The sequence below is a fragment of the Algibacillus agarilyticus genome, from assembly GCF_003286125.1.
GTDB classification, from domain to species: domain Bacteria; phylum Pseudomonadota; class Gammaproteobacteria; order Enterobacterales; family Alteromonadaceae; genus Algibacillus; species Algibacillus agarilyticus.
Genome location: NZ_QMED01000002.1, coordinates 334,679 through 349,627, shown reverse-complemented (window position 1 = coordinate 349,627; position 14,949 = coordinate 334,679). Strand labels below are relative to the sequence as shown.

The following is a 14,949-nucleotide window of genomic DNA, read 5'->3' as shown; positions in this document are numbered from 1 at the left end:
GTTTAGTGGATTAAGCCACGGGTTGCAAATTAGCTCGCTTGAATGCCTACCGACACACTGACTTTTTCTTACCCGTCACTTATCCTTTCAAATTTACTGATTAATTTTAGAAGTTGATAGCTACCTTGAAAAACACCGGCTATTTCCTATTTTTGTATTCTTCTCTTGTTGTCTATACTCACTAGTACTTTTCATTTTTATGTGCTTTTGGATGCTTGATCATATCTGGATTTTTCTCTGTGCTTTACTCGTGCTTATCCAACAAATCGGTTTTTTGTGTTTAGAAGCAGGATCTTGTCGTACCAAAAATGGCATTAATGTTGCTGTTAAAAATTTCGCGGATATAACTGTCGTTTTCCTTACTTTTTTGTTATTTGGATGGAATATTGCTTTTGGTGCGAGCGCGTCTGGCTTTATTGGCTTACCACTTACCATTAATTTAATGAATTTTGATGAGAATCTGGGGCATTATTTACTCATTAGCTTTTATTGTTGTACCTGTCTAACGATTGTTTCTGGGGCAATTGCAGAACGCGTAAAATTAAATGCTTATTTGTTAATGACGGTTCTTGGAGCTAGTTTAATTTTTCCTGTGGTATCTCATTGGCTTTGGCACGCTGATGGTTGGTTAAAAGAGCTAGGGGCGATTGACTTTGCGGGGGCGACTATCGTTCATAGTGTGGGAGGGTGGATGGCGTTAGCCATGATTATTATTGCCGGTCCACGTACTGGCCGATTTAATAAAGATGGCACAACAAATGAGATTCCTAAATCTAATCAGGTTCAATTACTGCTAGGTTGTTTTTTTTTATGGTGGGGGTGGTTCGGGTTTAACGCTGGGTCTTTCGGCATTTGGCATGAAAAAACATTACAAGTATTGCTTCTTACTTTTGTATCAGGTGCATTAGGGGGCGCATTAACGCTCATCTATTTAATTATTAAGCGAAGAAAAATAGAGGTCAGTGAGTTAGTAAATGGCGTTTTAGCTGGGTTGGTAGTGACAACTGCTGCAATTGATTACATTGATCTATTATCTACATTTTTCTTAGTTTTCATTGGTATTCTTGGTTATCGACTTACCTCTAAACTTTTACTAAAATTTCAAATTGATGATGTGGTTTCTGCTGTACCTGTGCATTTGATACCTGGGATTATAGGTACATTAACACTGCCTTTATTTAACCCAAATGGACATGTTGTTAGCCAATTACTACTGGTGTTGACTGTTGCACTATATGTGTTTGGTTTATCGTTTAGCCTATGTTGGCTAATTAATCGTTTTTGTTTTAACGTGCGTGTTGAATTGAGTGATGAAATAGATGGTTTAAATATTAGTGAGCATGGTGCTCGTTCAGATCTCAATGATTTAATTAACAATATGCGCCATCACCAGCATACTGGTGATTTAAATACGCGTTTGGTGAGTGATGAATTCACCGAAGTGGGATTTATTGTAAAACAATATAATGAAACTTTAACTAAGCTTGAACAAAAACAAATAGATTTATCTAATTCTGCTGTGGCAGCAGAACAAGCTAATGTGGCTAAAAGTCAATTTTTAGCCAATATGAGTCATGAGTTACGTACACCGATGAATGGTATTTGTGGCATTGCAGATGTATTACTTAACGAACCTCAGTTACCAGAAATTTACCGACAGAAAGTTGAATTAATAGACAAAAGTGCAAAAAATTTAACGGCAATCGTTAATGATATTCTTGATATTGCTAAGATAGATGCTAATAAAATTGAATTAAATTTGCGCCCTTTAAATGTACGCTGTCTTTTGACTGACTTACAGGCATTATTTACCGATCAAGCTAAGGTCAATCATTCTAAAATTGCACTAAATTTAAATAGCTGCTTGCCAAATCTAGTAGAAGCAGATGATCTGCGTATAAAACAAATTTTAACTAACTTCATTTCTAATGCTGTCAAGTTTACACACAATGGTGAAATCGCGATTAATTGTGAAGTGCAGTTTGTTAATCAAGATCATGTTGAACTCACATTCTGTATTTCTGATTCAGGAATTGGAATTGCAGAAACTGAGATTGATAAACTTTTTCAAAGTTTTCGTCAAGCGGATGAGACTATTAGCAGACGGTTTGGTGGCACAGGTTTGGGCTTAGCAATTAGTAAAAAATTAGCTAAAGTGATGAACGGAAGCGTTTGGTGTGAATCAACTTTAGATATAGGTAGTCGCTTTTATTTTAAAGCTAAATTTAAAATTGCCGAAGAAAGACGTGACACGGCTTGTAGAATTGATAAAGAACCCAACTTAAATAGTGAGTTATCGCTTAATATTTTACTCGCTGAGGATAATGAAATTAACCAAATCGTGGCTAAGAGTATTTTAGCTCAATTAGGCTATGACGCGGTAGATATTGCAAATGACGGCCAGGAAGCTATATTTATGGCTAACAAAAAACAATATGATTTTATTTTCATGGATTTACAAATGCCAAATGTGGATGGATTAGAAGCAACACGAGAAATATTAAATAATACAACTTTTAGGCCTCCTACTATTATTGCGATGACCGCTAATGCATACAGTGAAGATAAAAACGCTTGTTTTGAAATTGGTATGCAGGGCTTTATTGCTAAGCCGATTAATCAAAAAGAGGTTGCTAAAGAGTTAAACCGATTACTTGATCGGTATCGTGAATGAAATTAAGGTGATTAAATTCAATCATTCTTTTATAGCTAATTTTGATTACTTAAGTGGCCTCGAATAAGAGACCACTTGTTCTTCTTATTTATACTTCTTGATGTTCTATTTCAATCCAGTCGCGCTCATCAACCCAGTTTGTTGCGCCATCGGTGGTTGTTCTAATTGGCACAATATATTTACACGTTGTTTGTGGTTTAACTGATGCAAATATAGGGACAAAACCAAAATCCAAAGCCGTCTCTATTAGTGCTTTTTGATTGCTTGGATCAATATCTGCCGCTTCATCAATATAGATAGGGATGCGGTATAGGCCTCGTTCTTTTTCGACCAATAAATGACGAATGAACATCATGCCACATAATAACTTTATCGTTATGCGGGTACCATTTGAGCCTGCCGAATCAATTTTGTCATAGTATTCGGTTTTATCTTCACGGTTTATGACTCTAAAACGAATATCAAAAAGGTCCGATAAACTTAAAGCGCCACGCTCACTAGCCGCTTTAACTAAATAATCTTTAGCTAAATTAACTTCAGTATCATTTTTATTTTGTGTTTCACCGGCTAATAAATCAAAGCTCTCGCCAATATCATAAGTGCCTGACGTATTGATGATAGTATCAATATGTTTAACTAATACATCTCGCTCAACAACCTCGATAGTGAATGATTTTAAATTAGAGATTGGTTTGCGCCAAATGCTCTTGTTAAATTCATACATCTCGCGTTTTAATCGATCTAAATCTTGGCGTAAGCCTTTAATAGTAGCTGCAACTTCGGTTAATGCGACTCTTGCTTGGCGTTCGATAGCGTCACGCTCATCATCAATGTGATGGTAAGCCGAGATCAATTTGTTATAACGTGTTTCTTCATCTTCTTCTATTTCGAATTTAGTAATACCGGCTTTAGTGATCACTAAATAAGTATTTTTAATATTCATTTCAATCGCATTAAGCTCTCGAACGGTCTTGTTATAACTATCTAGCTCGTCTTCAAGGTTATCAAGATCGATTTGCACCTCAAGTGGGTAAGGGGTTATCCGACCTGAAAATAGTTCTAATTGATAATCTTGGCGTTCTGATTTTATGCGTTGTAAGCGCTCTGAGCGGCGTTTTAATTGCTCAAGTTTGGCATTTAACGTGGTACGTTTATCACTTAAACTTTGACCGCGTGCTTGAAGCGCATCAAGCTTTTCTTGTAAACCGTTATCTTCTATTTCTAGGTTTTCTTGCAATTGCTCTTTGTCGTTGATTTGTTCATCCATCAACTGATAACGTTCAAATTGTTTAACATCTTCTTCAGCGGCGATTACATCTTGATATAGTTCTGCTTGTTCAAGCTTTTTGCCTTCAATATCTTCTGCTACTAACTCGAGTTCACTGAGTTCTTCTAATAGTAAATTTAGATCATCAAGTTGAGCTTTTATTTGTAACTTATCATCACCGCCTGGCACACTCGCGGATTCTAAATTTTTAAGATCAATTGTTGCACCTGAAAGGTGTAACTTCCCACCTTTAATTGCATTTGAAATAAGACCTAATTGATCGGCAAACGCATCTTCATCGGTAATTTTTACATCACCGGTTGAGGTTGTTGAAAGAGAAAGGAGATCAGGGTTAAACAATCGAGTTAAATCTTTTACTTCATTGAACGACAGCTCTTCGCATAAGTGCGAATATAAATTGTATTCAAGGTTTTTGAGTTGTAATTTTAAACGGCGTAAATCTCGATCTGCAAATGACTTACGGCGTTGAATACTGGCTAAATCTTTACCTTCAGCGCCTTTTAAAGAGTGGGTTAAGGATTCATATTTGTTCTTTAATTGGCTTAAGTTATTTTGTAAAGTAATCGCATTAGTTAATTGGTAGCTTTGCTCTAATTGTGTATAGCTTGCAAACCAATTGCTAAGTTCTGCTTTTTGAGTAGCGATATCCCGTACTTGACTCTCAAACATATGGCGTTTAGCGGTATGGCTATTGTGTTCTTCTAGGATACTGGTTAGTTCTTCACTGATAGACTCGCAGCCTTGTGTATAGTACTCATCCCATTCAACTAATGATTTGTCTAATTTAGGGCCATAAGCATTTATTTTTCCACGCAGTACCGAGCGGTTATCTAGCATGCTTTCAAGTGCGGCTATGGCGTCTTGTTGTTTTTCGAGTGCTCTTAACTCTTTTCTGGCGCGGGTGACTTTATCGAATGCTTGATTCCAGACGTTGAAAAAATCAACTTTAGAATTTGACATATGACGTTCAAAAACACGTAAGATAAAACGCTTAACGTCACTTGATGATAGCTTGTGTAAATTGAGGATTTTTCTAAAAATTTCTTTATAGATAGGTGCGTCACTGGCGTTATTTAATGGGATCATTTTTAAGTTAATATCCATATCAAATGGCGTTGATCCCCCTGTCAGTAATGCATTTAACTCGGATGCTTTAAGCTCTATTGGATTATAACCTTTATCAACTAAATGACGTGGTAAGCTTGTGTATTTAACTATTTTGTTATCAACCAAGTAATCATCTAATGATAGCTTTCCTTGATATGTAAAAAACTGATAAGCGTAACCCGCTATTTTTCCTCGACCTGCTACGCCGATAACGATAGGGCCATTCGCAAGTTGTGCTTCAAGTAAAATGTAAGATTGATCGCTAGAAAAATAAAAGCGTTTTGTTTCATCTAAATCATGTCCATCCCACTCTGTCATTCTTAAATCGTTAATGAGCGGAAATTGTAATGCATTAATAACCGAGGATTTACCCGTGTTATTCGGTGCACATATCGATGCTGAATCATCCAATGGGATAATACATTTAGCATATCCGGCTGTATTAAGTAGCGCTAAGCGGGTTAATCCGTAAATTTCCTTATTCATCAAATTCTGCTCCGGTTAATTCTGTTTGCCCAGGGGTTGGAGCCGGTTGTTTAATACTCTCATGAGGTTGTATTTCATCAAGCGCATCAAGGTAACGATAAACGGGCGCAAGGAGTTTGAAGCCCATTTGACCTAAATCATGCTCTTCAAAGCTTTGTGTTTCGGTTGCAAAGCCGTTGCGTAACATCCGGTTAAATACATCTCTTTTTAGCTCGGCTGCACTTGTTATTTCAAGCTGCTCAAAAAGGTGATACTGGTTTTGCACCACTTGTTGCATTATTTCTTCTGTGATGACTTTCTCAAAAAGCGCTCGTAAGGGATCAAAGCCATTATCAGCGTAATACTCTATAAGCACATATATTGTCACAGCCATGGCGCGCGAAATTTTGCCCATGTTTACTGTACTGTCATCGGCATCGATATAAAAATAGCCACGGGCATCATGTTTTAAGCGATAGCCCAAGCCAGAAAACAAAGCCGCGTATTCATCTTGATATTGATCAAGCTGTTGCCACAACTGCACATCTTGCTCGCTGATATGGTAGCCGCTGACAAGTTTTTTATTGATATCTTGTAATAAGGTCAGTTCTAATAAGTCTATTTGCATAATAATTTCTTAGTTAATCTTATTTTGTAACGTTAGCTATTGGCGCCGCTTGATAAGGGTGCAAGTTAACTGTTAAATCATGTAGCGTGATTGTTTCTTTTTGTTCGCTATGCGAGATGGACATTTCATCGGCATTTGCTAATTTTTGATACAAATACAGTAATTCATCAGGGGCAACATCTTGATAGCTATCGCTTAGCCAAGTTAGCATGTTTTTAATATTTTTTTGTTGCTTAGCTTGGTGAATAACCACATCAAAATCAGGTAATGAAGGAGGAAGTTGTGCTTGCGTATCACTCACATTGGGCATTTCGAGTTGTGCTTCTTCATAATTAGCGAGTTCTGCCATGTAAGCCGTTAGTTGATTAGCGCTCCCGAGTGAATTTTTTTGTACATCACTGGATAAATGCACAACATGCTGAGCGATTGTTTGCTCTATGCCTTTTTTTCTAAATTGTGCGAGCACTTCAGCGACTTGCTGAGTTAAAAGTGTATTTTTACGCAACTCTTCTCGTAAAGGCATCAGAATATCAGCACAACGGCGTAGGTTACCTAAGCTCATGCCATACATTTCTAAAATACGACTTCTGAGTTGGATTAGGATTTCTTTTTCATTTGCCATGACGCCAGTATGTTCTATGCGAGCGATTGCATTGGACAAGATCATTTCTATTTCATCGAATATTTGTTTAACGCCGCCATTAATGTCAATCATTTCAAGCATGGGTTCGATATATTCATCAAACGCTTCAACAACCGCACGATAGCGTTTGTCGAGTGACAAGTTGCTTAAATCGGCTTTAGCGTTTTCAACAATGTTATAGATTGCGCTTTCATTTGCGTCAAATTGTTTGGTGATTTTGCGCACTCTATCATCCATTTGACGACAATAGCGTCGTGTATCTTCGTAATCATCTTGGCGGATACTAGCAGCAAGTTTGTCTGCTAAACGTTTTAAATTTTCAATGAGCAGACTTATTTCTTCCGCTAAACCGAGTTGCTGCTCGTGTAACAAATATTGAGCAAATTCAAGAACACCTTGATTAAGTTGTAAATGAGATGATTTTGCTTGTGGAATGATAATTTCCATTTGCACGAGTTTATAGGCTTCTTTGTATACACGATCACTCGGCCATTCAGGTTCTTTGCGTGCAATTAGGTTTTGGACATCTTGCAGGCTAAAGCTAAGCCCGGCAAAGCGCTCAACAATAACTTCAATCACGCGCCAATGTTCGCTAATCGTTCTGATTATTCGCTGTGCAGGTATCATAAAGCGTCATACTTATTCTTTAAAATTTAGCTTGGGATTCTAGCTTAGATTGCGCGTTGAAATCTATTAAAGCCATTGATTTTGTTAAAGTGATTGTTAGTTTTTATTAATTAACATAATTGTACGACCATAAATTAACTTTAAACGGAATGATTCGCCGGTTGTTACATGATTTTATTCAAATTACGTGTGGGGGCTGTGTGGTTATTGCTCTTTATTATAGTGGTTTAGTTATAGCGTGCTATTTGTTAATAACCGAACAATTCTAAAGGGTCATATATAGTCTTCTCGCTCAGGTTTTATGATGCATTGCCAGCGTTTACTCTCGACTTTGGCTCCTGCGTCGTTCTAACACCTAAATCCATTTAGGCGGCCCCAATCACATAGTAGAGCATATGCTCATGGCGTCTCGAAGCTTGCCTGCATGGATGCAGGTAAGGGGCGAGAGCAGGACGCGGTAGCTTTGACGGCTTTGCTTATCATGGATGTAAGTACTTAGGTTTCGTCTGGAACTAGAAACCTGCCCCTAAAACCCGATCGCTTTGACTATATTTGAAAAGAGTTAACTTTTTTGTAACTAAATTGGCAAAATTAGCGAGTAGGGTACATGCTTAAGTTATCGTTAATAACACGCTTTTTTTGGTGTTGTTGAGTCATCATGAATAAGTAATTCGATAGGAAATAAGTATGTCTTGTGATTTTTATACTGTTGACGTTTTTACCGCTGAGCGTTTTGAAGGCGCACAGATTGCGGTTATTCCAGACGCGAGTGCATTAAACGAAGAGAAAATGCAAAAGATGGCTGCCGAGTTCAATTTATGGCGAACGGTATTTATCTTGCCAAGTGAACAAGCTGATGCGGCTAAACAACTACGTATTTTTAACGCTAAAAAAGAATTTCAATTTGGTGGCCATGCGACGCTGGCTGCTATTTATACCTTAGCTAAGCAGGAATTAATTGAAGTCAATGAAGGTCTTAATTCTTTTTTATTAAAAGAGAATTATGGTGATGTCGCGTGCCAAGTCACCATGAAAAATGGCGAACCTATTTTTAATCAGTTCATGACGCAGGCAAAACCTGAATTTGATCGGTTTACGCCAACTGAAGATGAATTATCAGATATTTTATCACTTACGTCTTATCATTTTAGTGTTAAAGGGTTTACGCCTATGTTGGCATCTACCCACTTACCTTATTTATTTGTGCCGGTTGATAATTTTGCATCTTTAAGTGCTGCGCAGTTTAATTATAAAGCGTGGTCTGAATCGAGTGCGCCCGCCACATTTGCTAATGCATTATTTTTATTTAGTGTGAGTAATTCAAATGACGGTTTACATTTTCATTGTCGACTTGTAGGGCCTGCATTTGGTTTACATGAAGATCCACCTATTGGTGCGGCAATTCCGGCTTTTGCTGGCTATTTAAATCAATTTTTAATCGGACAAAATTTACCGTTATCGTTTGTGGCTGAGCGAGGCGCCTTTGTTGGGCGAAAAAGTATTTTACATGTAGAGCTTTTGAGCAACAATGAAGGTGAAATAAGCGTCAACATTGGTGGCGAAGCCGTTCTTGTAAGTGAAGGTAAAGTTTATCTTTAATTTATCTTAATTGTATTGAATCTATTAACAGGCAAGTTCATTGTCTTCTTATTAGGATGGCTGCTTATACTAAGTAGCCATTTTTCTTATGCTGCTTTCTTTTCTGTGGTTGCCATTCCACCTGCTTTTTTATCACAATCATCGTTAGCACCTTCACTACAGACGCAGACTCAGATAGCTGCGCGGTTATCACCCCATTGGCTAAATCGATTACACATTTTATCTGCTGATAATATGGCTGGGCGTTTAACTCAAACACGAGGTGCACAGCGCGCAGCCCTGTATATTAATTCACAATTTTCACAATTAGGCTTATCGCCTTTTTATGTTGAGTTATCTGCAAAAACAGATTTTGATGTAAAAAACGCAAATTCGAATTTTATTAGACCATTTTCGGTTGAGCACTTATTTAAGCAAACTGCGGGTAATAATGTTGTTGGTACGATTAAAGGTAAAGTGCATCCCGAATATTATGTTGTTGTTACCGCTCATTATGACCATCTAGGTGTTAAAGGCGATCGAATATTTAATGGGGCTGATGATAATGCTTCTGGTGTTGTTGCTATGTTAGAGGTCGCTAATACGTTTACGTTATTTTCACCCCGCTTGAGTTGGATTTTTGTTGCCACGGATGCCGAAGAAGCAGGATTATATGGAGCGAAAGCTTTTGTCAATTCTCTACCTATTGATGCCAATAAAATTGTATTGAATCTTAATTTAGACATGTTAGCGCAAGTCGGAAGGAAAAAGCGATTGTATTTACACGGTTTACAACGGCACTTTGCGATTAAATCTATTGTAAATCGCTTTATTGCTAATACCTCAAAGCATAAATCAACATCATTCATACCGCACTCACGCGATGAAATGCTTGAATTAAAATGGGCGAGTAAGCGTTACCAACAAACGACTGCTATTAATTGGCTGATGGCGAGTGATCATTATGCTTTTTATCAAGCGGGGATCCCGTATTTATACCTGGGCGTTGCTCCACACGCTTTGTATCATACCGAAAATGATACTTGGCAACATATTGATCTTAAATTATATTCAGCGGTATTAATTAAAGTTAATGCGCTTGCTAAGTACCTTGATAAGACTTTAAAATAATAATTAAAAATATGCCTAAAGGTAAATAATTCAGTGTCTGCAACTCAATTACCGATAATGTTAGGCGCGCCTATGTGGGGCCATGCTAGTTGGAAGCCTGACTTTTTCCCAGCTAAAACACCCAGTAAAGAATATCTCTCTTTATATGCCCGCTACTATTCTAGCGTTGAAGGAAATATGACTTTTTATGCTGAACCGAGTATTGAAAAAATAGTTGATTGGTCACAGAAAGTTGAAGCGCCTTTTAAATTCTGCTTTAAAGTACCGCGTTTTATTACCCATGAGCTAGGCCTTATAAAAGGCTTACAAGCATTTGACCGTTTTACGACAACATTAAAGCCTTTGACTGAACAAAATAAGTTAGGCCGATTGATGTTGCAATTGCCTCCGCATTTTTCTTTTCAGCAACTTAATGGTCTTCGTTTGCTCCTTGAACAATACGCAGCCACTTTACCTTTAGCGGTTGAGGTTAGACATAACGATTTTTATAACAAAGGCCAAAGTGAGCAATTGCTTAATCGATTATTAATCGAGCATGAAGTCGATCGTGTCATGATGGATACGCGGCCCGTACACAGTGATAAAGTTGATAAAACTGATCCCGCTTATGCCGCCATTAAAGATGCACAGTTAAAAAAGCCTAAGTTTCCGGTGCATATTTTAGCTACGGGTCATAACCCGATCGTACGATATGTTGGTCGTATGGTGTTAAAAGATAATGTTGAGTTTATAAAGTCTTGGCTACCTTATTTTAAGCAATGGCTTACCGAAGGAAAACAACCGTATTTATTCATTCATACCGCCAATAATGTGGGTATCCATGATTTAGCTGAACTTTGGCTCACGTTATTAACCGAGACATTGGGTTATCGGCCTTTTAAAAAGCGAATCGTTTTAAATGCAGGAATCGAGCAATCCGTGCAGCAAACGAGTTTGTTTTAATGTGCGGTGTAGGCGTTGTTTAATTAAATTCTTGCTGCTCTTATTTGCCTTATTAAAGGTATGCTCCTAACCTATTTTTTGTATTGCAGTCTCAGCAATGATGTATACCCAGTATAGGAAATCCCATTCTTAATTTATTTTATATAGCTAAAATTGTTTTTTTTATAGAAATGTTCATAAAACGATCATCGGATCTGCAGGCTGAATAATTGGAATCGATTAAAAAAATTGCTATAGTATTGCCACTGAATGGTAAGACCAATTAACCGTAAAATTTAAGAAGTTGATAAAAGATTGAGTTTTCAAAGGGTTAAACAACCTAAGCTAGCAGATGTTATATTAAAGCAACTCGAGGCTATGATTTTAGAAGGCAGTTTATTGCCTGGACAAAAATTACCGCCTGAGCGTGAGCTTGCTGTGCAGTTTGATGTATCGCGTCCTTCTTTACGTGAAGCGATACAAAAATTGGAAGCCAAAGGTCTAGTGACTCGCCGCCAAGGTGGTGGAACATTTGTTAATCAGCAACTACAAAGCAGTATCTCAGAACCATTATTTGATCTTATTTTATCCAACCCTGAATCGCAGTTTGATTTACTTGAATTCCGCCACGCATTAGAAGGAATTGGTGCCTACTATGCTGCTTTACGTGGAACTGAAGCCGATTTTGAACGTATTAAACTGAGTTTCGAAGACATTATCTCGTGCAACGACAGCATGGAGACGGATCAGGTTGAAGCCATTTATGAATTTTTTCTTGCGATTGCAGAAGCATCGCATAATTTAGTTATTTCACATTTAGTGAATGCAATGTCTTCGTTGTTAAAACAAAGCATTGAACGCAATTACCGAATTTTAAAGTCGAAGCCAGATATAGCTCGACAAGTGAATGAAGATAGAGAATCTATGATGAATGCTATCATTTCGGGTAACCCAATACAGGCCCGTAATGCTTCGCATCATCATTTAGCTTTTATCGAAGAAACCCTGTTGCAATTAGGCGCTGAAGATAATCGAAATCAACGAGTATTAAGGCGTTTGCAGCAAAACGTTAAGTAGTTTGTATTTTTAACACTTAGTCAATAAGCATGACGTAGGCAGCAATAGTGATTCACATTTTTATGAGTGAGTTGCATTGTTGCATTTTGTTTTTATGGCTTGTAAGTAATAAACATATAACAATAAGGAACACCTGATGTCAGACATCCTTAAGAATGATGTAGATCCGCTAGAGACTAATGACTGGATTGAGTCAATTGAGTCAGTCTTAGAAAATGAAGGCCCAGATCGTGCTCATTACCTAATTGAGCAAATGATCGAAACATCGCGTCGTAATGGTACACACTTACCATTTGATGCGACTACCGCATATTGCAACACTATCCCTACTGGTCAAGAGCCTGCAATGCCGGGTGACCGTGAATTAGAAGCACGTATTCGTGCTGTAATTCGCTGGAATGCCATGATGATGGTTGTTCGTGCTTCTAAGAAAGATCTTGAGCTTGGTGGTCATATTTCAAGCTTCCAATCGTCTGCTATGTTATACGATGTTGCTTTCAATCACTTCTTCAGAGCACCAAACGATAAAGACGGTGGCGATTTAGTTTATTTCCAAGGCCATATTTCTCCTGGTATTTATGCTCGTTCTTTTGTTGAAGGTCGTTTTACTGAAGAGCAATTAGATAACTTCCGTCAAGAAGCATTTGCTGATGGTTTATCTTCATACCCACATCCTAAATTGATGCCTGAATATTGGCAGTTCCCGACGGTTTCTATGGGCTTAGGTCCAATGCAAGCGATATACATGGCTCGCTTCTTGAAATATTTAACTGACCGTGGTTTAAAAGATTGTTCAGAGCAAACCGTTTATTGTTACTTAGGTGATGGTGAAATCGATGAGCCAGAATCATTAGGTGCTATCGGCTTAGCTTCACGTGAAGAATTAGATAACTTAGTCTTTATCGTTAACTGTAACTTACAACGTCTTGATGGTCCTGTTCGTGGTAATGGCAAAATCATCCAAGAATTAGAAGGCACGTTCCGTGGTGCTGGTTGGGATGTGACTAAAGTTGTTTGGGGTCGCTACTGGGATCCATTATTCCAAAAAGATCATGACGGCTTATTACAGCAATTAATGGACGAAACGGTTGATGGTGAATACCAAAACTTTAAAGCTAAAGGTGGTGCGTTTACGCGTGAGCATTTCTTTGGTAAATACCCTGAATTAAAAGAAATGGTTGCGAATATGTCTGATGAAGACATTTGGCGCTTAAACCGTGGCGGTCATGATCCAGTTAAAGTTTACGCTGCTTATGCAAAAGCAAAAGCAACTAAAGGTCGTCCAAGTGTTATCTTAGCCAAAACGGTTAAAGGTTATGGTATGGGTGATGCGGCTGAAGGTAAAAACATCGCTCACGGTGTTAAGAAAATGGACCTTGATGCAATTCGCCATATGCGTGATCGCTTTAATGTACCGGTTGCTGATGAAGATTTGGCAAACTTACCTTATTACCGTTTCCCTGAAAACAGTGCTGAATACAAGTACATGATGAAACGTCGTGAGTCATTAGGTGGAACAATGCCTAAGCGTCTTGAAAACTCGACGGTTGAGTTAGAAGTACCGCAAATGGAAGCTTTTAAAGCGACGACTGCGGGCTCTAAAGGTCGTGAAATTTCAACAACTATGGCGTTTGTACGTGTATTAACGGCATTATTAAAAGATAAGAAGATCGGTAAAAATATCGTTCCAATTATTCCTGATGAAGCACGTACGTTTGGTATGGAAGGTTTATTCCGTCAAGTGGGTATATATGCTCACGAAGGCCAAAAATATACACCTCAAGATGCTGACCAAGTTGCATATTACCGTGAAGACCAAAAAGGTCAGGTATTGCAAGAAGGTATCAATGAATTAGGTGCAATGTCATCTTGGGTTTCAGCCGCGACATCATACTCGCATTCTGATTTACCTATGATTCCATTCTACATTTACTACTCAATGTTTGGTTTCCAACGTGTTGGTGATTTAGTTTGGGCAGCTGGTGACTTACAAGCACGTGGTTTCTTAATTGGTGGTACTGCGGGTCGAACAACACTAAATGGTGAAGGTTTACAACATGAAGATGGTCATTCACATCTTCACTTTGGTACGGTGCCTAACTGTATTACTTATGACCCAACTTACGGTTATGAAATTGCGGTTATCGTTCAAGACGGTATCAAGCGTATGTACCAAGATAACGAAAATGTTTTCTATTACCTAACCGTAATGAACGAAAACTACGTTCAACCAGAAATGCCAGCCGATGTTGAAGAAGGCATCAAAAAAGGTATGTATAAGTTAGAAACTGTTGCGGCTAAAAAACCAACTGCCAACGTTAACTTATTATCTTCTGGTGTTATTTTAGAACGAGCTCGTGCCGCAGCTCAAATATTAGCTAACGATTACGGTATTAGCTCAGACGTATACTCTGCAACGTCTTTCAATGAATTAGCACGTGACGGTTTAGACTGTGAGCGTTACAACATGCTTCACCCTGAAGCGGCTGAAAAAGTACCTTATGTAACTGAGTTACTTAAAGATTCAGAAGGTCCTGTTGTTGCTGTAACTGATTACATGAAACAATACGCTGACCAAATTCGTGGTTTTGTACCAACTGACTACCGTGTATTAGGTACAGATGGTTTTGGCCGTTCAGATAGCCGTGATAACTTACGCATTCATTTTGAAGTTAATGAGCATTACATTGTTGTTGCTTCGTTATATGAGCTTGCTAAGCGCGGTGAGATTGAGAAGAAAGTTGTTGCTGAAGCAATTGCTAAATTCAATATCGACGCTGATAAACTTAACCCACTTTACGCTTAATAGG

At 38.1% G+C, this 14,949-nt stretch carries 9 protein-coding genes; 6 read left to right on the top strand and 3 right to left on the bottom strand.

Annotation, left to right across the window (positions count from 1 at the left end):
- Positions 1-199: 199 nt before the first annotated feature.
- The gene (locus DPX34_RS03455) at positions 200-2,674 is read left to right on the top strand and encodes an ATP-binding protein (protein WP_111977006.1); all 2,475 of its coding nucleotides are present in this window, start codon (positions 200-202) and stop codon (positions 2,672-2,674) included.
- An 88-nt stretch (positions 2,675-2,762) separates the two neighbouring features.
- Here DPX34_RS03455 and DPX34_RS03450 read toward each other — a convergent pair whose 3' ends face one another.
- From DPX34_RS03450 to DPX34_RS03440, 3 genes are read right to left on the bottom strand one after another with little or no spacing between them, the layout of a single operon-like run.
- Positions 2,763-5,555 (bottom strand): Mks condensin complex protein MksF, encoded by a 2,793-nt coding sequence (locus tag DPX34_RS03450; RefSeq protein WP_111977005.1) that lies wholly within the window; start codon positions 5,553-5,555, stop codon positions 2,763-2,765.
- On the bottom strand, positions 5,548-6,162 hold the full coding sequence (locus DPX34_RS03445; RefSeq protein ID WP_438938507.1) for a condensin complex protein MksE: 615 nt from the start codon (positions 6,160-6,162) through the stop codon (positions 5,548-5,550). Before DPX34_RS03445 ends, DPX34_RS03450 begins: the two co-directional genes overlap by 8 nt.
- A 19-nt stretch (positions 6,163-6,181) precedes the next feature.
- The gene (locus DPX34_RS03440) at positions 6,182-7,432 is read right to left on the bottom strand and encodes an MksB family condensin complex protein (protein ID WP_111977003.1); all 1,251 of its coding nucleotides are present in this window, start codon (positions 7,430-7,432) and stop codon (positions 6,182-6,184) included.
- Between the two features lie 687 nt (positions 7,433-8,119).
- On the opposite strand from DPX34_RS03440, the gene DPX34_RS03435 reads away from it, so the two are divergent.
- From DPX34_RS03435 to aceE, 5 genes are all read left to right on the top strand, one after another.
- The gene (locus DPX34_RS03435) at positions 8,120-9,031 is read left to right on the top strand and encodes a PhzF family phenazine biosynthesis protein (protein ID WP_111977002.1); all 912 of its coding nucleotides are present in this window, start codon (positions 8,120-8,122) and stop codon (positions 9,029-9,031) included.
- A 234-nt stretch (positions 9,032-9,265) separates the two neighbouring features.
- A complete protein-coding gene (locus DPX34_RS03430; RefSeq protein WP_157964607.1) occupies positions 9,266-10,141 on the top strand; it encodes a M28 family peptidase in 876 nt (291 codons plus the stop codon).
- Between the two features lie 33 nt (positions 10,142-10,174).
- The gene (locus tag DPX34_RS03425; protein ID WP_232824633.1) at positions 10,175-11,083 is read left to right on the top strand and encodes a DUF72 domain-containing protein; all 909 of its coding nucleotides are present in this window, start codon (positions 10,175-10,177) and stop codon (positions 11,081-11,083) included.
- Between the two features lie 294 nt (positions 11,084-11,377).
- Complete coding sequence (gene pdhR / locus DPX34_RS03420) at positions 11,378-12,139, top strand: pyruvate dehydrogenase complex transcriptional repressor PdhR (protein WP_111977000.1); 762 nt, start codon at positions 11,378-11,380, stop codon at positions 12,137-12,139.
- Positions 12,140-12,275: 136 nt separating this feature from the next.
- Positions 12,276-14,945 carry a pyruvate dehydrogenase (acetyl-transferring), homodimeric type gene (aceE, locus tag DPX34_RS03415; RefSeq protein ID WP_111976999.1) on the top strand — a complete coding sequence of 890 codons (2,670 nt, stop codon included), beginning with the start codon at positions 12,276-12,278 and terminating at the stop codon, positions 14,943-14,945.
- Positions 14,946-14,949 lie beyond the last annotated feature (4 nt).